The sequence below is a fragment of the Aestuariibacter salexigens DSM 15300 genome (assembly GCF_000429145.1).
GTDB lineage: Bacteria > Pseudomonadota > Gammaproteobacteria > Enterobacterales > Alteromonadaceae > Aestuariibacter > Aestuariibacter salexigens.
In genome coordinates this window covers 633,131-655,686 of record NZ_AUBH01000001.1, presented here as the reverse complement: position 1 = coordinate 655,686, position 22,556 = coordinate 633,131, and the positions used below count along the sequence as shown (strand labels likewise).

The following is a 22,556-nucleotide window of genomic DNA, read 5'->3' as shown; positions in this document are numbered from 1 at the left end:
TCAGTAGGTCTGCAACTTTATATTTGATGTGGGTACACAACAGCAAGGCAACACTTCGTCATCATCGATAAACGCCAGCGGATCTGTGGTATAGCGCACGTCACCTTCAATAAGTTTGGTGCGGCATGCGCCGCAGAAGCCTTCTCGGCAATGATAATGCACTTCAACATCATGCGACTCCAACACCTCCAGGACGGTTTTGTCCTGTTGATGTTGGAACGCAGGGTATTCATTTACCTCAATCAGAAAGGGTGACGTTGAATCGTCACTCACAGATCAAAGTCACCAAATTCTTCGGCGCTCACTTCTGCATCAATCTGACCAACCAGATAAGAGCTGATCTCTGACTCTTGTGGGGCAACCTGAACATTGTCTGAGTGCAGGTAATTGTTCATCCAGGGCAGTGGGTTATTGGACACGTCGTATTTTGGTGACATACCAATAACCGCCATGCGCTGGTTAGCGATGAACTCAATGTATTGACATAAAATGTCTTTGTTTAGGCCAATCATTGAACCATTCTGGAACAGATAGCTGGCCCATTGCTTTTCCTGCTCGACTGCTGAGACAAAAATCTGCTCTGCTTCTGCCTTACATTCTTCAGCGATTTCAGCCATTTCAGGGTCATCTTTGCCTTTGATCCAAAGATTCAAGATGTGCTGAGTTGACGTCAAATGCAGGTTTTCATCACGGGCGATCAGGCGAATTATCTTTGAATTTCCTTCCATAAGCTCGCGCTCGGCGAAAGCAAATGTGCAGGCAAAAGACACATAAAAACGAATCGCTTCCAGTGCGTTAACCGAGTTCATGCACAGATACAGCTTTTTCTTCAACTCACGTAAGTTGATGACATGCTGCTCTCCATTGACCACATGAACACCTTCTCCCTGAGTTTGCCATAGTTGGGTGGCGAAGATCAGATCGTCATAATAGCGAGAAATGTCCGACGCGCGTCGTTTGATTTCATCGTTTACCACGATGTCTTCAAATACATGGCTAGGGTCAGTAAATAGATTTCGGAGAATATGGGTGTATGAGCGAGAGTGTATGGTCTCAAAAAACGACCAGGTTTCTACCCATGTTTCCAGCTCAGGTAACGAAATAATTGGCAAAAATGCAATATTCGGGCTTCGTCCCTGAACTGAATCCAGCAGCGTCTGGTATTTCAGGTTTGAGATGAAGATATGCTTCTCGGTGTCGCTGAGCTTTTGGAAGTCAACACGATCCTTGCTAACGTCAACTTCTTCCGGTCTCCAGAAAAAGCTGATTTGTTTTTCGATAAGCTTTTCAAACACTGAATGCTTTTGTTGGTCATAACGGGCCACGTTTACCGGGTTACCGAAAAACATGGGTTCTGCCATAGTATCAACAGTGTGCTGATTAAACGTCGTGTATTTCATAGTTCGTTAAACACTTCTCAAACCGTTATAAAAAGGGCGTAGCCAGTGATAATTCACTGGCCATATTTTATTAGATTTTACAGGCACCGCCGGCGCAATCATCGTCCTCTGCCATGACCACTTCCTGTGCCTGAGCGGAGGGCTTTTCTGCGCCTTTAGATTCAGCCTGTTGAGTACTGGAATCGTTCGCACCATCACGGGTGTTGTGGTAGTACAAGGTTTTGACCCCAAGTTTATAGGTCGTTAGCAAGTCTTTGATAAGCAACTTCATTGGTACTTTACCGCCTTCATACTTGCTGGGATCATAACTGGTGTTGGCAGAGATGGTCTGGTCAATGAACTTCTGCATGATCCCCACCAACTGCAAATATCCATCGTTAGAAGGAATATCCCACAACAGCTCGTATGCATCCTTAAGACGTTCATATTCAGGCACTACCTGTTTTAATACGCCATCTTTACTGGATTTAACGCTGATATGACCGCGCGGCGGCTCTATACCATTGGTTGCATTAGAAATCTGAGAAGAGGTCTCAGACGGCATCAGGGCCGACAGAGTACTGTTACGCAGGCCGTGTTCGACGATGTCTTTACGCAGTGCTTCCCAGTCATAGTGCAGAGGTTCATTACAGACACTATCGAGATCCTTCTTATAGGTGTCTATAGGCAGGATGCCCTGTGAATAGGTCGTTTCATTAAACTTAGGACAAGCGCCTTTTTCTTTGGCCAGATTATTCGACGCTTTGAGCAGATAATATTGCATCGCCTCAAATGTTCTGTGGATCAAACCGTTGGCACTGAAATCCGAATAACGCACACCATTTTTCGCCAGATAATAGGCAAAGTTAATTACCCCAATACCCAGTGTGCGGCGGTTCATTGTCGCGTTATAAGCCGCCGGAACAGGGTAGTCCTGATAATCCAACAGACTGTCCAGCGCTCTCACCGCCAAGTCTGATAATTCCTCGAATTCGTCCAGGCTTTTGATCGCGCCAAGGTTGAACGCAGATAGGGTACAAAGCGCAATCTCACCATTTTCGTCGTTTACGTGCTCCAACGGTTTAGTTGGTAGCGCGATTTCAAGACACAAATTGCTTTGTCTGACCGGAGCAACTTCCGGATTGAATGGGCTGTGGGTATTACAGTGGTCAACATTCTGCAGGTAAATACGTCCAGTGCTGGCGCGCTCTTGCATGAACAGACTGAAAAGTTCAATCGCTTTGATCTGCTTTTTACGGATACTATCGTCGTTTTCATACTTGACATACAGCTCTTCAAACTTGTCCTGATCGGCGAAGAACGCATCGTATAAACCGGGTACGTCCGACGGGCTGAACAAGGTGATGTGCTGGTCTTTAATCAACCTTGTATACATCAGTTTGTTAAACTGCACGCCGTAATCCATGTGGCGCACGCGGTTTTCTTCAACACCGCGGTTATTTTTCAACACCAGGAGAGATTCAACTTCAAGATGCCATGCCGGGTAGAATAGCGTTGCAGCACCACCGCGCACGCCGCCCTGAGAACAGCTTTTTACAGCAGTCTGGAAGTATTTATAGAAAGGTAAGCAGCCTGTGTGATAGGCCTCGCCACCACGGATAGGACTGCCTAATGCGCGGATGCGTCCGGCATTTATGCCAATACCCGCACGCTGGCTGACATACTTAACGATGGCGCTGGCAGTGGCGTTGATAGAGTCAAGACTATCTCCGGTCTCGATCAATACACACGAGCTGAATTGTCTTGTGGGAGTGCGCACGCCGGCCATGATAGGCGTAGGCAGAGACAATTTAAACGTCGATACGGCATCATAAAATCGACGAATATAATCCAGCCGTGTCGCTTTCGGATAATTTGCAAACAGGCATGCAGCAACAAGGATGTATAAGAACTGCGCACTTTCGTAAATCTCACCCGTAACGCGGTTTTGTACCAGGTATTTCCCTTCCAGTTGTTTGACCGCAGCATAGCTGAAGTTCATATCGCGCCAGTGATCGAGCATCTCTTCCATCTGCTCAAATTCGTCCTGGCTGTAGTCTGCAAGTAAGTGTTCGTCATACTTGCCTTTCTCGACCATGCTTCTGACGTGCTCGAAGAGTGCAGGTGGTTCGAATTTACCAAACGCTTTTTTACGTAAATGGAAGATTGCCAGGCGCGCTGCCAGATACTGATAATCTGGAGACTCAGTAGAAATGAGGTCTGCCGCTGATTTAATCAGCGTTTCATGAATGTCTGACGTTTTTATGCCATCGTAGAATTGAATGTGTGCTCGCAACTCGACCTGAGAAACAGAGACGTTGTTCAGGTCTTTGGCTGCCCATGTGATGACTTTATGAATTTTATCAAGATCGATAGGTTCCTGTTGGCCGGAACGCTTAGTAACCAGAATATTATTGTTCATTATTGTGATGCCGTATTTTCTTTCTGTTTTTAGTTAGCGCGTGCAATGAACTGATCGCCGGCCTCTCCCATGCTTCTTGATGAAGCTCCTGACGCTTTGTTGAACATTGCGGGTGTTCATTACGAAACTGATGCAAAGTGAAAAATCGACCTTGGTGGCTCGCAAGAACTAAACACAAGATAGTGAGGTTTTGGGTGTAATGCAACCCAATATATGGTGTTTCGATCGACAATAAATACTATGGCGCTATGCGGTTAGCAGCTCCTAACGTTATAGTTTCTGGCATGCATTGGTTTTTACGTTTGCAATGCTTGTCATTAAAAAAATCGCCATTAAACAAATTTGTTTTAAACACGAAATTTTTATTATTTAGAGATCTATACGCAGATGAGCCGGTGAAAAGAGACGCATTAATAATGCATTGATTAGCCATACAGCTTATACCAGCCAATAACCTGTCAACTGTTCTGGGGCTGATATGATGGCATCGGCGTGCCAGGTGTGTACATCATCGTTTGGACCAATATAGCCCCAGTGCGCGACAATGCTTACCATGCCGGCTCGGTTTGCAGCCTGCATATCTCTCTCTGCATCGCCAACATACCAACAGCGAGTGGGATCTACGCCAATCTGTTTCGCTGCATGAATAAGGGGAGCGGGATGAGGTTTGCGCTGTGCGAGTGAATCACCTCCCAACGTCGCCACTGACTCGCTAAGGATCTCATAATGAGGGAGTAACTTTTCAGTTAATCCTATTGGTTTATTGGTAATGATCCCCCATGGCACTGCACACTCACGGAGCGTCTTCAACGCATTCTCTACACCTGTAAATAGACGGGTATGTTGCGCAATATGCCCGGAATAATACTCTAAAAAACGCTGCCTTAATGCTTCAGCATCGTATCTATCAAGATGTTCAGCAAATCCGAAGGTTAATAAACCCATTGCGCCATGAGAAGCGAAGGCTCGAGCTTGTTGATGGTTACTGCGTGGCAGGCCTTCTGATGCCAATACATGATCCAAGGCTGCAATGAGATCTGGTGCTGTATCCAATAAGGTACCATCGAGGTCAAAAAAAACCGCATCCGGAACCTTGGCGAGAGTGGATACGTGATGTCTGGGCTGATTTGAGAGCATTGGCGTAGTTGTCATGCAAGTCGCTGACAGGCGATCAAATAGTTTACATCAACGTTTTTGTCAGACAGATAATAACCACCCGTAAGAGGATTCAAGTGCAGACCAGTCATATTTCTCGCTTTAAGTTGCGCTGTATCCGCCATTTTAAGTAGCTCTGAAGGCTTGATGAACTTCTCGTATTCGTGGGTACCTTCAGGCACCAGACGTAACACTTTTTCTGCACCAATGATTGCCATTGCATAGGCCTTCAGGTTGCGATTTAAGGTGGAGAAAAAAACCCAGCCGCCGGGTTTAACAAGCTGACTACAGGCTGACACCACAGAGGCCGGTGCAGGCACGTGCTCAAGCATTTCCATACAGGTAACAACGTCAAATTTACCCGCATTTGACGCAGCAAACTGTTCAGCGCTGGTAAGCGAATAATCTACCTTCACGCCACTTTCCAGGCCATGCAGTTTCGCCACCTCCAGTGACGCCTCAGCCATATCTATACCGGTGACCTGAGCACCTGCTCGGGCCATAGATTCAGCCAGGATCCCGCCGCCACAGCCAACATCAACCACCGACTTGCCGAACAATCCGTTAGCGTTGTCAGTGATCCAGCTTAATCGCAGCGGATTTATGTCATGCAGTGGTTTGAAGTGGCCCTGCGGATCCCACCACTGTGTGGCAATTTGGGAAAATTTAGCAATTTCTGCATTATCAACGTTGTGTACTTCTGTCATGATGCTTTCTGGCGGTTTACGTGGAGCCAGAAAAGTAGCATTTAGCTTCTTTTCAGACCGCGCAATAAGGAAACTGAATAGCCGGCATTGTGAAGCCCTATTTTTGATAAGTAAAGCGCATCGAACATCGAGGTAAGCCTGTTTTGATTACGTAATAAGGAGGCGTGAAACATCTCTACAGTTTTGTCAGATCTGGTGATAAACTACCGCGATAAATCGATAATAAAAAAGCAGTGCACTTCCCCCGGGTGAATAGCCTCTTGCATATGCTTGTACAATCATAATTAGGGACTAGGCAGTATATGACTGATCACGCCAAAGAAATCCTTCCAATTAATATAGAAGAAGAACTGAAGAACAGTTATCTCGATTATGCGATGAGCGTAATCGTTGGGCGCGCGCTGCCCGATGTACGTGATGGACTCAAACCAGTTCACCGTCGCGTATTGTTCGCGATGAATGAGCTGAAAAATGACTTCAACAAGCCATATAAAAAATCAGCCAGGGTAGTGGGTGATGTCATCGGTAAATATCACCCTCATGGTGATACGGCGGTGTACGATACGATTGTGCGTATGGCGCAACCCTTTTCACTGCGCTACATGCTGGTAGACGGTCAGGGAAATTTCGGCTCGGTGGATGGAGACTCCGCGGCCGCTATGCGTTACACCGAAGTGCGGATGGCGAAGATTTCCCACGAGCTGCTGGCCGATCTCGATAAAGAAACAGTAGATTTCGTACCCAACTATGACGGTACCGAACACATCCCCGATGTGTTGCCTACCAAAGTCCCTAATCTGCTGGTAAATGGCTCTTCAGGTATTGCTGTAGGGATGGCGACCAATATCCCGCCACATAACCTTAACGAAGTGATCAGCGGCTGTATAGCTCTGATTGACGATCCTGATATCAGTATTGACGACCTGATGACCCATATTCCAGGCCCCGATTTTCCTACGGCAGCGCTGATAAGCGGTCGTAAGGGAATCGAGGAAGCCTACCGCACTGGTCGTGGAAAAATCTATTTACGTGCCAAAGCGCAGATAGAAACGGAAGAAAATGGTAAAGAAACCATTATCGTTAATGAAATTCCGTATCAGGTAAACAAGGCGCGATTAATAGAGAAAATTGCCGAGCTGGTCAAAGAAAAGAAAGTAGAAGGGATTTCTGCTTTGCGCGACGAGAGTGATAAAGATGGCATGCGCATCGTTATTGAGGTGCGTCGCGGCGAGTCGGCCGAAGTGCTGTTGAATCATCTGTACGCCAACACACAGTTGCAAACCGTGTTTGGCATCAACATGGTGGCATTGGATAATAACCAGCCCAAAGTATTTACGCTCAAAGAGGCACTCGAGGCCTTTATTCTGCATCGCCGCGAAGTGGTAACACGCCGCACGGTGTTTGAGTTGAGAAAAGCTCGCGACCGCGCGCACATATTGGAAGGTCTGGCGATTGCACTTGCTAATATCGACCCGATCATTGAGCTGATAAAAGCCTCTCCGTCACCGAGTGAAGCAAAACAGGCACTGATTGCGCAGGGCTGGGCGCTTGGCGACGTTGCAGAGATGTTATCCAGAGCCGGTAACGATGCGGCAAGGCCTGATTGGCTGGAGCCCGAATTCGGTATCCGCGACAACAAGTATTACCTTACCGAACAGCAGGCACAGGCAATCCTGGACCTGCGTTTGCATAAGCTGACTGGACTTGAGCACGATAAAATTCTTGATGAGTATAAACAGCTGCTCGATATCATCGCTGAGCTGCTGCATATTCTTGGTAGTCCAGAACGCCTTATGGAAGTGATCCGTGAAGAGCTTGAGCAGATCCGCGAAGAATTTGGTGACGAGCGTCGTACTGAAATCACTGCCGCTTCACATGACATTGACATCGAAGATTTGATAGAGCAGGAAGACGTGGTCGTCACCCTGTCACACGAAGGCTATGTGAAATATCAGAAACTGTCTGATTACGAAGCCCAGCGACGTGGTGGTAAGGGTAAATCAGCAACGCGGATGAAGGATGAAGACTTCATTGAACGATTGCTCATTGCCAATACGCACGATCATATTTTGTGTTTCTCGACCCGCGGCAGACTTTACTGGCTCAAGGTCTATCAATTACCACTCGCTAGTCGTAACGCCAGAGGTCGTCCGATCGTCAATATTCTTCCTCTAGAAGAAGACGAACGTATTACTGCGATCCTGCCTATTCAGGAGTTCGAAGAAGGCAAGTTTGTGTTCATGGCAACGGCCAATGGTACGGTTAAAAAGACCGAATTGACGCAATACTCTCGACCTCGTGCAAGCGGCATTATTGCCGTTAACCTGAATGACGGGGATAGGCTAATTGGCGTGTCATTGACCAACGGTGGCAATGAAATCATGTTGTTCTCTGATGCCGGTAAGGTCGTACGTTTCCATGAAGATCAGGTGCGTGCGATGGGTCGCACAGCAACTGGGGTACGTGGTATTCGCCTGCAGGAAGGTCAGTCTGTCGTATCGCTGATTGTACCAAACGGCGAAGGTGCTATTCTGACAGCCACTGAGAACGGTTTTGGCAAGCGCACACCTGAACAGGAATATCCGACAAAGAGCCGTGCGACTCAGGGCGTTGTTTCGATTAAAGTGTCAGAGCGCAATGGTGCGGTGGTAGGCGCAGTCCAGGTTGATGATAACGATGAGATCATGCTGATCAGCGACCAGGGAACCTTAGTGAGAACCAGAGTTTCTGAGGTATCCACCGTAGGTCGTAATACTCAGGGCGTAAGGCTCATTCGTACCACCAAAGACGAACATGTTGTTGGTTTGCAGCGAATTGAGGAAGTGATTGACGACGCTGCTGAAGACGCACTCGGTGAAGATGGCGCCGCAGACAATGCCGAACAGGAAACCCCACCACAAGCGTGATGGTTTCCTGGCGGATACATTAATATCGGGCAAGCGGCGTATGCCGCTTGTTTTTTGTGAGACAGGTAATGAAACGAGTATTTAATTTTTGTGCCGGGCCTGCAATGTTACCACCTGAGGTGATGGAAACTGCGCAGCGGGAGTTACTTGACTGGCAGGGACTGGGGTGTTCTGTCATGGAAATCAGCCACCGCAGTACCGAATTCATTGCCATGGCCGAACAGGCCGAACAGGATTTCCGTGATTTACTCGGTATCAACGATGACTACCACGTTTTGTTCCTGCATGGCGGTGGCCGCGGGCAGTTCGCAGCGGTACCGCTAAATCTGGCCACGCAGAATGGATTTTCGGAACATATCGTCAGTGGCTCCTGGTCTCGTGGCGCTGTCAAAGAGATGCAGAAGTATCACAAGACGAGCGTACTGGCAGAGTCTTTCATTGACCAGGGCGTCGTTAACGCGCCAAATGTGAATACGCTTTGTTATTCTGACACTGCAGATTTCGTGCACTATTGTCCTAATGAAACGGTCGACGGTATTGAAATATCAGCGATCCCGGATACGGGTGATGTACCTCTGGTCGCAGACATGTCGTCCTGCATTCTGTCCAAGCCTGTCCCAGTGGAAAAATTCGGCGTGATTTATGCCGGCGCTCAGAAAAATATCGGTCCGTCAGGACTGGCGATTGCGATAGTCAGGAAGGATCTGGCCGGACGCGCGTTGCCGCAAACACCATCGATACTGGATTATCAACTGGCAGCATCACATGATTCGATGTACAACACGCCACCGACGTTTGCGTGGTACCTGGCCGGACTGGTGTTTAAATGGGTCAAGCAACAGGGTGGCGTCGCTACCATGCAGGCGCATAATCATAAGAAAGCCGCATTACTTTATCAGGCCATTGATGCCTCAGAACTTTATCAGAACAATGTTGCTGTCGAATATCGCTCCAGAATGAATGTCACCTTTCAGCTACGCGATCCTGCCCTGGATGCAGCGTTCCTGAAGCAAGCTGAAGCACAGGGATTAATGGCCCTGAAAGGTCATAGAATGGTCGGTGGTATGCGTGCCAGTATCTATAATGCTATGCCTCTTGAAGGGGTGCAGGCGCTGGTCAACTTTATGCAAGAATTTGAAAGGAAGGCGTAATAATGGAACAACTTACGCTGACACCGATACGGCATGTATCAGGGGTCGTTAATGTCCCAGGTTCAAAAAGTTTATCCAATAGAGCTTTACTGCTGGCAGCACTAGCGAACGGCACGACCACACTGACAAACTTGTTAGATAGCGATGATATCCGCTACATGCTCGATGCTCTTGAGGCGCTAGGAGTAACAATTGAGTTATCAGATGATCGAACGGTCGCCAAAGTTGAAGGGCTAGGGGGGCGCTTCCACCATGAACAGCCGTTAACGTTATTTCTGGGCAATGCCGGCACGGCAATGCGTCCACTTTGCGCTGTGTTAGCGCTGTCTGACGTGGACGTTGAGCTGACGGGTGAACCCCGCATGCAAGAGCGCCCGATTGGTGATCAGGTTGAGGCACTAAACGCGTCGGGTGCTGACATTTGCTATGTTAAAAGTGAAGGTTTCCCTCCGTTGCGAATTAAAGGCAAGCGACTGCAGGGAACGCAGCTTGAGGTTGATGGTAGTGTATCCAGCCAGTTCCTCACGGCCTTATTAATGGCTGCGCCGCTGTATGATAGTGATGTGACTATTCATATCAAAGGCGAGTTGGTGTCTAAACCCTACATTGATATCACGTTGGACATCATGCAGCGTTTCGGTGTGAGGGTAGAACACAACGATTATCAGGCATTTTCGATCAAAGCTGGACAGACCTATCGTTCGCCGGGTACTTTTCTGGTCGAAGGGGATGCGTCATCTGCGTCTTACTTTCTGGCAGCCGGTGCGATTAAAGGCGGTACGGTACGCGTAACTGGCGTAGGAGCGAAGTCTATCCAAGGCGACGTAAAATTCGCCGATGTGTTGTCAGAAATGGGTGCCATCGTTAATTGGGGTGATGACTATATTGAAATCACTGGCGCGCCTCTGAAGGCGGTAGATATGGATATGAACCATATTCCTGATGCGGCAATGACCATTGCTACCACGGCGTTGTTTGCACAAGGGACGACCTGTATTCGCAATATCTATAATTGGCGCGTAAAAGAAACGGACCGACTGCATGCCATGGCGACGGAATTGCGAAAGCTAGGCGCCACTGTAGACGAAGGTAATGATTATATTTGTATCACACCTACTGACCACCTTCAGCAGGCAGAAATTGATACCTATAACGATCACCGCGTGGCGATGTGTTTTTCTCTGGTAGCGCTTAGCGATACGGCAGTCACCATTAATGATCCCAAATGCACGGCCAAAACTTTTCCCGATTATTTTGAAAGATTTGCCAGTATTAGCGTACGTTAATCGATAATTTATGGTGATGTAGCCGGTTACAATTGCTATCACTGTGTGACTGCGTATAATTGCGCCCGTTTTTTTAAGCAACGGAGCATACATGCAGGCATCACCCGTTATTACCATTGACGGACCCAGCGGAGCAGGGAAAGGAACCATCAGTTCCATGCTGGCGAAAAAGCTTGAATGGCATTTCCTCGACAGTGGTGCGATTTATCGTGTCTTAGGTATCGCCGCCTTGCATCACGACTTGGATCCCGAAGATGAAGATGCGCTAATCCCATTGGCCTCAAGCCTTGATGTTGATTTTGCAACAAATGGCGAGCAACCGCGCATTATTCTCGAAGGCGAGGATGTCACTGATAGTATTCGTACCGAGGATGTGGGCAGAGTAGCGTCTAAAGTCGCCTCATTACCTCGCGTCAGAGAAGCCTTGTTAAGACGTCAACGCGCGTTTCAACAGGACCCCGGACTCGTCGCCGATGGTCGAGACATGGGCACCGTCGTTTTTCCCAATGCAAATGCGAAGATATTCCTGACAGCCAGTGCAGAAGAGCGTGCCCAGCGCCGTTATAATCAGTTGAAAGCAATGGGGCGTGATGTTAGTATTGCGCGCCTTTTGAGCGACATTCTTGAGCGTGACGAGCGAGATACAAACCGCAGCGTTGCGCCACTTGTGCCGGCAGAAGATGCACTGGTCGTTGATTCAACGTCGTTGAGTATCGAGCAAGTGCTTGAAAAGGTTACTGAATACGTAGAATCCAGGCTATAGTCGAGGGTTCTTTTTTGCGTACTGGTAAGAGGCCTGGCTAAGGAACAGTCGCGCCAAAGAAAACAACCCCACATTACCCGGATGGAATTGTGGATGTCAATTAACTTTAAAAGATCATTATGACTGAAAATTTTGCACAGCTTTTTGAAGAAAGCCTTAAGAATCTAGAAACTCGTCCTGGTGCCATTGTTAAGGGCACCGTTGTATCAATCGATAAAGATATCGTGTTGGTTGACGCAGGCCTTAAATCAGAAAGCGCAATTCCTGCTGAGCAGTTTAAAAACTCAGAAGGAACACTTGAAATCGCCGTGGGTGACCAGGTAGACGTTGCCCTTGATGCTGTTGAAGACGGCTTTGGCGAAACTATCCTTTCTCGCGAAAAAGCCAAGCGCCACGAAGCTTGGGTTGAGCTTGAAAAAGCGTACGAAGAAAAAGAGACAATTAAAGGTGTTATCAACGGCAAAGTTAAAGGTGGTTTCACCGTTGAAGTTAACTCTGTACGTGCCTTCCTGCCTGGTTCTCTGGTTGACGTACGCCCAGTACGCGATACAACACACCTTGAAGGCAAAGAGCTTGAGTTCAAGGTTATTAAACTGGATGCCAAGCGTAACAACGTTGTAGTTTCACGTCGTGCGGTTATCGAAGCTGAAAATAGCCAAGAGCGCGAGCAACTGTTGGCGAACCTTGAAGAAGGTCACGAAATTAAAGGTATCGTTAAGAACCTTACCGACTATGGCGCGTTCGTTGATTTGGGCGGCGTAGACGGCCTGCTGCACATCACTGATATGGCTTGGAAGCGCGTTAAGCACCCAAGCGAAATCGTTAATGTTGGTGATGAAATCTCCGTCAAAGTTCTGAAGTTCGACAAAGAGAAGCAGCGCGTTTCTCTTGGCATGAAGCAGATGGGCAGCGATCCGTGGCAAGAAATTGCTCAGCGTTACCCAGAAGGTTCTAAACTTTCAGGCGCAGTGACTAACCTGACTGACTATGGCTGCTTCGTTGAAATCGAAGACGGTGTTGAAGGTCTGGTACACGTGTCTGAAATGGACTGGACTAACAAAAACATCCATCCGTCTAAGGTCGTTGGCCTGGGTGACGTTGTGGAAGTTATGGTACTTGAAATTGACGAAGAACGTCGTCGTATCTCACTTGGCCTGAAACAGTGCAAGCCTAACCCATGGGAAGAGTTTGCGAAGTCTCACAACAAAGGCGACAAAGTATCAGGCAAGATCAAGTCAATCACTGACTTCGGTATCTTTATCGGTCTTGACGGCGGTATCGACGGTCTGGTTCACCTGTCTGACATTTCATGGAATAAGACAGGCGAAGAAGCGGTTCGCGATTATAAGAAAGGTGATGAAATTTCTGCAGTGGTACTGCAGGTCGATCCTGAGCGCGAGCGTATCTCACTGGGCGTTAAGCAGATCGAAGAAGATCCTTTCAATAAGTATCTGACAGATAACAAGAAAGGTGCTATCGTTATTGGTACTGCTACCGCTGTCGATGCGAAAGGCGTAACGGTCAAGCTGGCTGACGAAGTGGAAGGTTACATCCGCGTATCTGATCTGGCGCGTGACCGTGTTGAAGACGCAACTGAAGTTGTCAATGTTGGCGACGAAGTTGAAGCCAAACTGATGGGCGTTGATCGTAAGAATCGTGCAATCAACCTGTCAGTTAAAGCGAAAGACCAGGCTGAAGAGAAAGAAGCTCTGGATAAAGTAAACCAGCAGGAAGATGCTGGATTTGCTAACGCAATGGCTGAAGCTTTCAAAGCGGCAAAAGGCGAGTAATTAGCCTGTAGAGAGGATAGATTCTATCCTCTCTTGCCATATCAGCGTGTCGGTAGCATGGAAATTGTTGATATCAATATGAGGTTGGTATGACTAAGTCAGAGCTAATAGAACGACTCGCTGATAAAGCACGACACATTCCTGCCAGGGATGTGGAGATTGCCATCAAAGAACTGCTGGAACAAATGGCGCAAACCCTACAAAAGGGTGAACGAATTGAGATCCGGGGCTTTGGCAGCTTCTCTCTGCATTATCGTGCTCCACGTGTGGGGCGTAATCCTAAAACGGGTGAAACGGTAAAGTTGGATGGGAAGTATGTGCCACACTTCAAACCTGGCAAAGAACTTCGTGAACGCGTAAATCACGACCTATAACGCATGAAGAAAAACGGCACTCCACTATGGGTGCCGTTTTTGTTAGAGTACGTCTCAAGATTAATTAATCCATTTGGGTCATTTTTGTACCCACGCCAGTTATGCAGGAGATTAGCCATTGAAAGGGCTGGTTGTCGTCGTATTTGTACTCGTTATCCTGTTGTCTGCCATCGTCATTGGCTCGCAAAATGACGGTTTGGTTACCGTTAACTATCTCATTGCAAAAACCCAACTGCGTATAAGCACATTTATGGCGATCATGTTCGCTCTTGGCGTCGCTGTGTCTGTCGCGGTTGTTTCATTAAGTTGGCTGACGCTGACGGTAAAAATAAAGCGGCTACAGCAAAAATTACGTAAGCTGCAGGCTCAGGAAAAAGAACGTCGCTAATGCTGGAGATTCTGTTTTTATTACTTCCTGTTGCGGCAGGCTACGGTTGGGTAATGGGCAGAAATAGCGTTCGCCAGGCGCAGCGCAGACAGTCTTCTATTCTTTCCAGACATTATTTTAAGGGATTAAATTTTCTCCTTTCTGATCAACCCGATAGAGCGGTTGATACACTGATTAAAATGATTGATATCGACAGTGATACGGTTGAAACCCATATCGCAATGGGAAATTTTTTCCGTCATCGTGGTGAAATCGATCGAGCTATTAAAGTCCACCAGAATCTGGTGACCGGTCAGAAGCTTACGGGTAATCAGCAACATGATGCACTCAAAGAACTCGGCAAAGACTATTTGCTCGCCGGTTTTTTAGAGCGTGCCGAAAATGCCTATCTGGAGCTGTTGAACAGTGAGAAGCATTTTGCTACCGCACAAGCGCAGCTATTCAACATCTATCAAACGACAAAGGAATGGTCCAGAGCCATTGATTTGGCAGAAAACGTTATCAAAAGCGGCGCGGATTCTGATGAATTGTATCGTCGACTTGCGCATTTTTATTGTGAGCAGGCGCAGCTTGAATGGAACCAAGATCAACTTGAACGCGCTGAGGAGCTGATTGGCAAAGCGGCATCTGTAGACGAGCACGCTGTCCGTCCATGGCTTATGGCAGGACAAATCGCGATAGATAAAGGTCACTATCGTGATGCAATGGATAAGCTGATGGAAGTGCCACAGCGTGATATCAGCTGGTTTAGCGAAGCGGTGCCACTGTTAGAGCAATGTGCAGACAGACTAGAGCAGTGGGATACGTTGGAAACTATGCTGGCACCTTATTGGCAGCAGTGTGCAACAGCCTATATTGCCTGGGTAAAACTATTAGCGAGGCAGGGTAAACGTCAGGAAGCAATCGATCATTTGCTCAGGCAGTTGCGTTCCAAGCCGACCATGAAGGGATTCAAAACCTTGATGGCGTTCTATTTAACTCAACAACCCAATGAACAAACGACAGATAGCCTGACCATGCTGCATGATTTGGTGGATGAACAAATCCACCAGCGTCCTAAATATCGCTGCAGTGGCTGCGGTTTTTCTGGCAAAAAATTATACTGGCTTTGTCCTTCCTGTAAAAAGTGGGGCGTACTCAAGCCAATTAAAGGATTGGATGGAGAATAGATGTCCGTGAATGATCCTCACGTAATTGTTGCTCTGGACTTTGATAATCAGAACGACGCAATGGCACTTGTCAATCAACTAAGCGTTGATGCATGTAAACTCAAGGTTGGCAAAGAAATGTTTACCTTATTTGGTCCTAGCTTTGTAGAAACACTGGTGGATCGTGGCTTCGATGTGTTTCTGGATTTAAAATTTCATGACATACCCAATACTGTTGCAAAAGCCTGTCAGGCGGCGGCAAAACTGGGGGTCTGGATGGTCAATGTGCATGCCAGCGGTGGCGTCGAAATGATGCAACGAGCAAAAGAAGCATTAATGTCTAGCCAGTCTCAACGTGCGCCGCTTCTCACCGCAGTGACCGTGCTTACCAGTATGAATGACGAGCAGTTAAAGGCTACGGGTGTGCCTCATAGCGCTGAGCAACACGTGCTACATCTGGCTAAATTAGCGCAACAAAGCGGTGTTGATGGCGTCGTATGCTCTGCCCGTGAAGCGCAGTTACTCCGTCAGCAGTGTGGACAGGAGTTCTTATTGGTGACACCAGGTATACGCCCTGAAGGGGCTGCATTGGGCGATCAAAAAAGGGTCATGACACCACAGCAGGCTATAGAAGCCGGCGTCAATTACATGGTAATTGGTCGACCTATTACTCAGTCTGCCCATCCCACACAGACCCTCGTCGAGATTAACCGCAGTATTCAGAAATAAAAAAGCGCCACATAAGCGGCACTTCTTCTTATATTGATTGACGACTTACAGTGACAGCGCGTCAAGCGGGGCAACATAGTCAAGATTTAACTGTTTGCCCAGCGCATCAACGACTGCCTTGTACGTCACTTTACCCTTGTGGACGTTCAGGCCATTCAGCAAATGTGGATCGTCACGCATTGCCTGCACAGGACCTTTATTTGCTAAGGCAAGACCAAAGGGCAGGGTGGCATTATTGAGTGCCATTGTTGAGGTACGCGCGACACCGCCCGGCATATTCGCAACGCAGTAGTGAACCACGCCATCCACAATGTAAACAGGGTCCTGATGAGTCGTCGCTTTAGAGGTTTCAAAGCAGCCTCCCTGGTCGATGGCTACATCAACAACCACTGAGCCTTCTTTCATATTGGCAATATGATCAGCAGTTAGCAGTTTAGGCGCAGCAGCGCCCGGAATAAGTACCGCGCCCACCACGAGATCCGCTTTGCTGGCGTAATAATCAATCGCATCTACGGTTGAATAGACCGTTTTCACGCGACCCGCGAAGATATCGTCAAGGAACTGTAAACGAGGTAAAGACCGGTCAAGGATAGTGACGTCAGCGCCCATACCAATAGCCATTTTGGCAGCATTTAAGCCGACAACACCACCACCAATGATCAGCACTTTACCAGGCGCAACGCCTGGTACACCACCAAGCAATGTGCCGCTGCCGCCATGTGCTTTTTCCAAAAAGTGTGCACCTGCCTGAACAGACATTCTGCCAGCAACCTCACTCATAGGTGCTAGCAAAGGTAATGTGCCTTTGTTATCGGTGACGGTCTCATATGCAATACAGGTAGCACCTGATTCGACCAGAAGTTCTGTTTGCGTAGGATCGGGAGCTAGGTGTAGATAAGTATAGAGTGTCTGCCCTTCACGTAGCATTTTACACTCATTAGGCTGAGGCTCTTTCACCTTCACGATCATCTCAGCATCGGCGAATACCTTAGACGCGCTGTCCGCGATGTCTGCACCGGCTGCCACATATTGCTCGTCGCTGAAGCCAATAGCCGCACCTGCATTGGTCTCAACAAGCACCTGATGGCCATGTTCGATAAACTCTCTTACAGCAGAGGGCGTAAGACCTACACGGTACTCGTGGTTTTTAATTTCCTTTGGTACACCTACTAACATCACTTAAATCTCCGGGTCGTAATTTGCCGGCAAGTATAGAAGAGAATGACTGGTTAAACCTGCTGTAATTTGTCATTAGGCGGTATAAAATACTGCATATATTACTATTTGAAGTATTTTATATGCTGGTCAAAACACCTAAAAACCTTGATCGTATCGATCGTAATATCCTGGTAAACCTGCAAAAAAATGGTCGTATCTCCAATGTGGATTTGGCAAAAGCTGTAGGACTTAGTGCCAGCCCCTGTCTGGAAAGAGTGAGAAGGTTAGAGGAACAGGGCTATATCACTGGATATCACGCACACGTTGATCCGCAAAAACTCGGTGCAGCCATGTTGGTTTTCGTGGAAATTACATTGACCAAAACATCGGTCGATATCTTCGAAGAATTTTCTACTGCAGTTAAAAAGCATGATGATATTCAGGAATGTCATCTGGTCTCGGGAAATTTTGATTTTTTGCTCAAAGCCAGAGTGGCGGATATGTCGAGTTACAGAAAATTATTGGGCGATACATTGCTGCGATTACCGGGTGTCAGCGAATCACGTACTTACGTTGTTATGGAAGAGGTAAAACATACCAGTCAGTTAAAGATTAATATGAAATAGTCCGCGACAGCGCTTATCTGCTATGAATTGATGTGCTGTCCTTGTATATTACGAACTAATAAATAACACCAGTAGCGAAACTGGGAATGCATCTGTCAGCGTGGCTCATTTGAATCATGTGTGGCATACAACGAATAGAATGAAGACTTTGGGAAATATGGCGCGATTGTCTGGTGTCCAGCGTATTCTGGAAGCAGGCATGATGATCACATGTGCTTTTGCTTTCTTTTTATTGTTGGCGTTAGCATCATTTCACCCCGGTGATCCAAGCTGGAGTCAGGCCGGATTGCAAGGCGAGGTGCATAACTGGGTAGGCGGCGTTGGTGCGCGTTTCGCCGATGTATTGTTTTTTTCTTTCGGCTTCATCGCTTACATTTTTCCCTTCGCTCTAGCATTTACTGGCTGGTTTCTATTTCAGCGCATTAAAGAGCTAACAGAAATTGATTACCTTGCCGTCGGGCTACGTATCATTGGCGTGATTTTGCTATTGATCGGTGCTGCCGGTATTTCCAGCATTAATTTCGACGACCTTTTTCATTTTTCAGCGGGCGGCATGGTTGGTGACATCATCAGTACCGCACTCATCCCACATTTTAATCTGATTGGCACCATACTTCTGTTGTTATGTTTTTTCTGCACCGGATTTACTCTGCTTACCGGGATTTCCTGGCTGACCATCGTTGACAAAATCGGTGAACTTGCCATCGGTTTTGGTAAGTTCACCGCGAGAGCGCCACGCCAATTAGCGCATATACAGGTGCCTGCCTTACCATTCAATAATGCAAAATCAATGTCGTCTTCCTCTGATGACGATAATAACGATGATATTCACATCACCAGTTTGAGAGTAGAGCCTCAGCCTGATAGTGAAGCAGATCGACAAGAGCCCAGTTTTTCAATCCCTGATGAAGTGTTCGCTGAGGATGAAAGTGAAAAGCAAGAGACGCAAAGCAATGGTTTTAGCGTTGCTGGATTGCGCAAGTCTGTGTCTAAAACAATCAAGGGTAAAACATCAAAACAATCCTCAGAGTCTAAACCCACTGCTACAGCCAATAAGCCAAACGTGAAAGCTGATTCAGGCACTCAGGACGATGCTGCCTTAACACCACTTCCGTCTTTTGACTTGTTACAGCGCCCGGACCGTCATCAAAATCCCATGAGTGCAGAAGAATTGGAAGCTGTATCCCGCCTGGTTGAGGATAAGTTAGCTGATTTTAATATCGAAGCGCAGGTGGTGGGGGTCTATCCAGGGCCAGTGATTACGCGCTTTGAACTCGATCTTGCTCCGGGCGTGAAGGTAAGCAAGATTACAAGCTTGTCAAAGGATTTAGCGCGTGCCATGTCTGCCATCTCGGTCCGTGTTGTCGAAGTAATACCGGGAAAGTCCGTAATTGGACTGGAATTGCCAAATAAACACCGAGAAATGGTGCGTTTGAGTGAAGTGATAAGCTGTGAAAAGTTTCAGTCATCCAGTTCGCCATTGACAATGGTGTTAGGCGCGGATATTTCCGGAAAACCTGTGATTGTTGACCTCGCAAAAATGCCACACCTGCTTGTTGCCGGTACTACCGGCTCGGGTAAATCAGTTGGTGTTAACGTGATGATCCTCAGCTTACTTTACAAATCCACGCCCGAAGATGTGCGCCTGATTATGATTGACCCGAAAATGCTCGAGTTGTCGGTCTATGAGGGTATTCCTCATCTTTTGGCAGAAGTGGTCACGGATATGAAACAGGCAGCGAATGCGCTGCGCTGGTGTGTTGGTGAGATGGAGCGACGCTATAAGCTGATGTCTGCCATGGGCGTGCGCAATCTGAAAGGGTTTAACGCTAAAGTGCAGGAAGCCATCGACGCCGGAGAGCCACTCAAAGATCCACTATGGAAATTTGAAGAAAGCATGGAAACCGAGGCTCCTGACCTGGAAAAGTTACCCAGTATTGTCGTGGTGGTTGATGAATTTGCCGATATGATGATGATCGTTGGCAAAAAAGTTGAAGAACTTATAGCACGTATTGCACAGAAAGCCAGAGCGGCCGGTATTCATCTGATTTTGGCTACCCAGCGTCCATCCGTTGATGTGATCACCGGTTTGATTAAAGCCAATATTCCCACCCGTATTGCATTTCAGGTGTCTTCAAAAATTGATTCACGGACTATTTTGGACCAGCAGGGCGCTGAAACGTTGCTAGGTGCCGGTGATATGCTGTATTTACCACCTGGGACAGGCGTACCAACGCGTGTTCATGGTGCGTTTGTAGACGATCCGGAAGTGCATGCAGTGGTAGCAGACTGGAAACGCAGAGGCGAACCTGAATACGTCGATGAAATATTAAATGGTGAAGCAACTGCCGAAGTATTATTGCCGGGTGAGCAACCGGAAGGCGCAGACCAGGAATTTGATGCCTTTTACGATGAAGCGGTTGCATTTGTCACCGAGTCACGCCGGGCATCGGTATCCAGCGTGCAGCGTAAATTCAGAATTGGTTACAATCGGGCAGCCCGTTTGGTCGAACAAATGGAGCAGAGCGGTGTCGTAAGTTCACCAGGCCATAATGGCAATCGAGATGTGCTCGCACCACCACCGCCAAAGGATTAATGAATGTCAAAGCATGTAATACGCGCTGTAATACTGATTACAGCCACTGTGTTTTCAGCATCGTTACTGGCTCAAACGGAGCTTTCTGATGCTGCCCGTTTACTCAAGCAGAAACTCAGTGGACTAACAAGCTTCAGCGGTCACTTCACCCAGCGAGTGACTGACATAAATGGGGAAATACTCCAGCAAGCACAGGGCAATATGACACTTGCAGTCCCTGATTTAATGCGCTGGCAGGTGACTGAGCCAGACGACACTCTGCTGATCGCAGATGGTGACACACTTTGGCACGTCGACCCCTTTGTTGAGCAAGTCACCGCGTTGTCTCAGCGACAGGCGATTAGCAACAATCCCATCGTTTTATTGACCAGCCCAGATAATGAGCATTGGCAACAATATCAAGTGAGCGTAGACAACGATGTGTTTGACGTAACAAGCAACAATCCGGAGGGGCAGATTGTCGCGTTGAAAATTTCTTTCGCAGACAATGCGTTGAGCAGGCTGGTATTGATTGACCGACAACAACAGGTCAGTGAGTTTGTGTTCAGTGAGCAGCGCATGAATGAAAACTTGGACAGCTCACTCTTTTCTTTTACTCTGCCAGACGGCTATTCTCTCGACGATCAACGTTCAGAATGAGATCTCAGGATCTATTTAATAATGACGCCAGTAGTACCGTTAACGCGCCCCTGGCGTCGCGTTTAAGGCCACAAACGCTCTCTCACTACATCGGTCAGAGTCACTTGCTATCTGAGGGACGGCCACTGTTTCGAGCCTTACAAAGCGGCTCAGCACATTCAATGATCCTGTGGGGACCACCCGGGTCCGGTAAAACGTCACTCGCTGAGATGATCGCTCGGCATTGCCATGCTCATGTAATTCGCCTGTCCGCAGTAACATCGGGTGTTAAAGACATCAGGCAGGCTGTGCAGGAAGCAAAAGACGTTGCCGTTCAGGACGATCAGCAGACGATTCTATTTGTCGATGAAGTACACCGCTTCAACAAAAGTCAGCAAGATGCGTTTTTGCCCTATATCGAAGATGGCACAATCACCTTTATTGGGGCGACGACCGAGAATCCATCCTTTGAGCTTAATAGCGCACTATTGTCCCGTGCCCGAGTCTACATACTCAAACCACTGACTGACATTGAATTGTCTGCACTGATCGAGCGAGCACTGCAAGACACAACACTTGGACTGGGAGACCGGCAACTGAGTATCGCTGACGATGCGAAAGCTGCGTTACTTGCATCCTCCGGCGGTGATGCGCGACGATTATTAAACACCCTTGAACTTGCCGCCGACCTGTGTGAGGTCAACGTTATCGAGCTTTCTCACATCGCTGATGCTGTGGGGACGTCTGTCGCGCAGTTTGATAAACAGGGTGATCATTATTACGACATGCTGTCAGCGTTTCACAAGTCAGTACGAGGGTCGAGTCCTGATGCTGCTGTGTATTGGATAGCAAGAATGTTGACTGCCGGGTGTGAGGCCACGGTAATCGCCAGAAGACTTTTAGCCATTGCCAGTGAGGATATTGGCAATGCCGATCCTCGTGCGTTGACGATTTGTGTATCGGCCTGGGATACCTATCACCGGGTTGGTAAACATGAAGGTGAAAGGGCCATTGCTCAGGCAGCCATTTATTGTGCCTGCGCGGCGAAAAGTAATGCGGTATACGCAGCGTTTAATCAGGCGATGCAAGAGGCGAAGCAACATGGTCATTTGGACGTTCCCGCGCACTTACGCAATGCGCCAACTGCACTGGCTAAACAAATGAATCATGGCGCAGAATATCGTTACGCCCATGATTACGACAATGCCTATGCCGCCGGAGAGTGTTACTTACCCGAAGAAATAAAAGATACCCGGTACTATCAACCCAATGAACGCGGTATGGAAAGTAAAATTAAGCAAAAATTAGATTTTTTGCGACAACAAGATGATAACAGCCCGTTTAAAAGGTATTCATAAAC

The 22,556-nt window shown here is 47.7% G+C and carries 19 protein-coding genes; 13 read left to right on the top strand and 6 right to left on the bottom strand.

Features of this window, described 5'->3' with window-relative positions; all coding sequences use genetic code 11:
• The 5 genes from yfaE to ubiG form a co-directional block, all read right to left on the bottom strand.
• Window positions 1–273: a class I ribonucleotide reductase maintenance protein YfaE gene (yfaE, locus tag G441_RS0102965; RefSeq protein ID WP_034474160.1), complete on the bottom strand. Its 273-nt coding sequence runs from the start codon at window positions 271–273 to the stop codon at window positions 1–3.
• Window positions 270–1,400, bottom strand: a complete 1,131-nt coding sequence (gene nrdB / locus G441_RS0102960) for a class Ia ribonucleoside-diphosphate reductase subunit beta (RefSeq protein ID WP_026374973.1) — start codon at window positions 1,398–1,400, stop codon at window positions 270–272. Before nrdB ends, yfaE begins: the two co-directional genes overlap by 4 nt.
• Window positions 1,401–1,470: 70 nt before the next feature.
• Window positions 1,471–3,801 (bottom strand): class 1a ribonucleoside-diphosphate reductase subunit alpha, encoded by a 2,331-nt coding sequence (nrdA, locus tag G441_RS0102955; RefSeq protein WP_026374972.1) that lies wholly within the window; start codon window positions 3,799–3,801, stop codon window positions 1,471–1,473.
• Window positions 3,802–4,239: 438 nt separating this feature from the next.
• On the bottom strand, window positions 4,240–4,953 hold the full coding sequence (gene gph, locus G441_RS17765) for a phosphoglycolate phosphatase (RefSeq protein ID WP_051275291.1): 714 nt from the start codon (window positions 4,951–4,953) through the stop codon (window positions 4,240–4,242).
• Window positions 4,950–5,663 carry a bifunctional 2-polyprenyl-6-hydroxyphenol methylase/3-demethylubiquinol 3-O-methyltransferase UbiG gene (gene ubiG / locus G441_RS0102945; protein WP_026374971.1) on the bottom strand — a complete coding sequence of 238 codons (714 nt, stop codon included), beginning with the start codon at window positions 5,661–5,663 and terminating at the stop codon, window positions 4,950–4,952. Before ubiG ends, gph begins: the two co-directional genes overlap by 4 nt.
• Window positions 5,664–5,965: 302 nt before the next feature.
• Between ubiG and gyrA the strand changes: the two genes are divergently transcribed.
• The 9 genes from gyrA to pyrF all read left to right on the top strand — a co-directional run bounded on the left by gyrA (window position 5,966) and on the right by pyrF (window position 16,198).
• Window positions 5,966–8,569, top strand: a complete 2,604-nt coding sequence (gene gyrA, locus G441_RS0102940) for a DNA topoisomerase (ATP-hydrolyzing) subunit A (protein WP_026374970.1) — start codon at window positions 5,966–5,968, stop codon at window positions 8,567–8,569.
• Between the two features lie 68 nt (window positions 8,570–8,637).
• A complete protein-coding gene (serC, locus tag G441_RS0102935; protein ID WP_026374969.1) occupies window positions 8,638–9,720 on the top strand; it encodes a 3-phosphoserine/phosphohydroxythreonine transaminase in 1,083 nt (360 codons plus the stop codon).
• Window positions 9,721–9,722: 2 nt separating this feature from the next.
• The gene (gene aroA, locus G441_RS0102930; protein WP_026374968.1) at window positions 9,723–11,006 is read left to right on the top strand and encodes a 3-phosphoshikimate 1-carboxyvinyltransferase; all 1,284 of its coding nucleotides are present in this window, start codon (window positions 9,723–9,725) and stop codon (window positions 11,004–11,006) included.
• A gap of 91 nt (window positions 11,007–11,097) precedes the next feature.
• Window positions 11,098–11,769: a (d)CMP kinase gene (gene cmk, locus G441_RS0102925; protein ID WP_026374967.1), complete on the top strand. Its 672-nt coding sequence runs from the start codon at window positions 11,098–11,100 to the stop codon at window positions 11,767–11,769.
• A gap of 119 nt (window positions 11,770–11,888) precedes the next feature.
• The gene (rpsA, locus tag G441_RS0102920; RefSeq protein WP_026374966.1) at window positions 11,889–13,559 is read left to right on the top strand and encodes a 30S ribosomal protein S1; all 1,671 of its coding nucleotides are present in this window, start codon (window positions 11,889–11,891) and stop codon (window positions 13,557–13,559) included.
• A gap of 89 nt (window positions 13,560–13,648) precedes the next feature.
• The gene (gene ihfB / locus G441_RS0102915; protein ID WP_026374965.1) at window positions 13,649–13,933 is read left to right on the top strand and encodes an integration host factor subunit beta; all 285 of its coding nucleotides are present in this window, start codon (window positions 13,649–13,651) and stop codon (window positions 13,931–13,933) included.
• A 118-nt stretch (window positions 13,934–14,051) separates the two neighbouring features.
• Window positions 14,052–14,321 carry a lipopolysaccharide assembly protein LapA domain-containing protein gene (locus tag G441_RS0102910; protein WP_026374964.1) on the top strand — a complete coding sequence of 90 codons (270 nt, stop codon included), beginning with the start codon at window positions 14,052–14,054 and terminating at the stop codon, window positions 14,319–14,321.
• Window positions 14,321–15,490 carry a lipopolysaccharide assembly protein LapB gene (gene lapB / locus G441_RS0102905; protein WP_026374963.1) on the top strand — a complete coding sequence of 390 codons (1,170 nt, stop codon included), beginning with the start codon at window positions 14,321–14,323 and terminating at the stop codon, window positions 15,488–15,490. Before G441_RS0102910 ends, lapB begins: the two co-directional genes overlap by 1 nt.
• Window positions 15,491–16,198: an orotidine-5'-phosphate decarboxylase gene (gene pyrF, locus G441_RS0102900; protein WP_026374962.1), complete on the top strand. Its 708-nt coding sequence runs from the start codon at window positions 15,491–15,493 to the stop codon at window positions 16,196–16,198. It abuts the gene before it with no gap.
• A 45-nt stretch (window positions 16,199–16,243) separates the two neighbouring features.
• Here pyrF and ald read toward each other — a convergent pair whose 3' ends face one another.
• The gene (ald, locus tag G441_RS0102895; RefSeq protein ID WP_026374961.1) at window positions 16,244–17,374 is read right to left on the bottom strand and encodes an alanine dehydrogenase; all 1,131 of its coding nucleotides are present in this window, start codon (window positions 17,372–17,374) and stop codon (window positions 16,244–16,246) included.
• A 122-nt stretch (window positions 17,375–17,496) separates the two neighbouring features.
• Here ald and lrp point away from each other — a divergent pair, with 122 nt between their 5' ends.
• The 4 genes from lrp to G441_RS0102875 all read left to right on the top strand — a co-directional run bounded on the left by lrp (window position 17,497) and on the right by G441_RS0102875 (window position 22,554).
• Window positions 17,497–17,982, top strand: coding sequence for a leucine-responsive transcriptional regulator Lrp (gene lrp, locus G441_RS0102890; protein ID WP_026374960.1), 486 nt, complete (start codon window positions 17,497–17,499; stop codon window positions 17,980–17,982).
• 157 nt (window positions 17,983–18,139) lie between these two features.
• Window positions 18,140–20,578, top strand: a complete 2,439-nt coding sequence (locus G441_RS0102885; protein WP_026374959.1) for a DNA translocase FtsK — start codon at window positions 18,140–18,142, stop codon at window positions 20,576–20,578.
• A gap of 3 nt (window positions 20,579–20,581) precedes the next feature.
• A complete protein-coding gene (gene lolA, locus G441_RS0102880) occupies window positions 20,582–21,217 on the top strand; it encodes an outer membrane lipoprotein periplasmic chaperone LolA (protein WP_026374958.1) in 636 nt (211 codons plus the stop codon).
• Window positions 21,214–22,554 carry a replication-associated recombination protein A gene (locus G441_RS0102875; RefSeq protein WP_026374957.1) on the top strand — a complete coding sequence of 447 codons (1,341 nt, stop codon included), beginning with the start codon at window positions 21,214–21,216 and terminating at the stop codon, window positions 22,552–22,554. The genes lolA and G441_RS0102875 overlap by 4 nt, the downstream gene beginning before the upstream one ends.
• The last annotated feature ends 2 nt before the right edge of the window (window positions 22,555–22,556 follow it).

Excerpts from the sequence above, each read along its gene's own strand:
- ihfB (WP_026374965.1), top strand. The coding sequence starts at position 13,649 with ATGACTAAGTCAGAGCTAATAGAACGACTCGCTGATAAAGCACGACAC.
- gph (WP_051275291.1), bottom strand. The coding sequence starts at position 4,953 with ATGACAACTACGCCAATGCTCTCAAATCAGCCCAGACATCACGTATCC.
- serC (WP_026374969.1), top strand. The coding sequence starts at position 8,638 with ATGAAACGAGTATTTAATTTTTGTGCCGGGCCTGCAATGTTACCACCT.
- ubiG (WP_026374971.1), bottom strand. The coding sequence starts at position 5,663 with ATGACAGAAGTACACAACGTTGATAATGCAGAAATTGCTAAATTTTCC.
- aroA (WP_026374968.1), top strand. The coding sequence starts at position 9,723 with ATGGAACAACTTACGCTGACACCGATACGGCATGTATCAGGGGTCGTT.
- nrdA (WP_026374972.1), bottom strand. The coding sequence starts at position 3,801 with ATGAACAATAATATTCTGGTTACTAAGCGTTCCGGCCAACAGGAACCT.
- rpsA (WP_026374966.1), top strand. The coding sequence starts at position 11,889 with ATGACTGAAAATTTTGCACAGCTTTTTGAAGAAAGCCTTAAGAATCTA.
- cmk (WP_026374967.1), top strand. The coding sequence starts at position 11,098 with ATGCAGGCATCACCCGTTATTACCATTGACGGACCCAGCGGAGCAGGG.
- gyrA (WP_026374970.1), top strand. The coding sequence starts at position 5,966 with ATGACTGATCACGCCAAAGAAATCCTTCCAATTAATATAGAAGAAGAA.
- ald (WP_026374961.1), bottom strand. The coding sequence starts at position 17,374 with ATGTTAGTAGGTGTACCAAAGGAAATTAAAAACCACGAGTACCGTGTA.
- G441_RS0102885 (WP_026374959.1), top strand. The coding sequence starts at position 18,140 with ATGGCGCGATTGTCTGGTGTCCAGCGTATTCTGGAAGCAGGCATGATG.
- lolA (WP_026374958.1), top strand. The coding sequence starts at position 20,582 with ATGTCAAAGCATGTAATACGCGCTGTAATACTGATTACAGCCACTGTG.
- nrdB (WP_026374973.1), bottom strand. The coding sequence starts at position 1,400 with ATGAAATACACGACGTTTAATCAGCACACTGTTGATACTATGGCAGAA.
- pyrF (WP_026374962.1), top strand. The coding sequence starts at position 15,491 with ATGTCCGTGAATGATCCTCACGTAATTGTTGCTCTGGACTTTGATAAT.
- lrp (WP_026374960.1), top strand. The coding sequence starts at position 17,497 with ATGCTGGTCAAAACACCTAAAAACCTTGATCGTATCGATCGTAATATC.
- G441_RS0102875 (WP_026374957.1), top strand. The coding sequence starts at position 21,214 with ATGAGATCTCAGGATCTATTTAATAATGACGCCAGTAGTACCGTTAAC.
- lapB (WP_026374963.1), top strand. The coding sequence starts at position 14,321 with ATGCTGGAGATTCTGTTTTTATTACTTCCTGTTGCGGCAGGCTACGGT.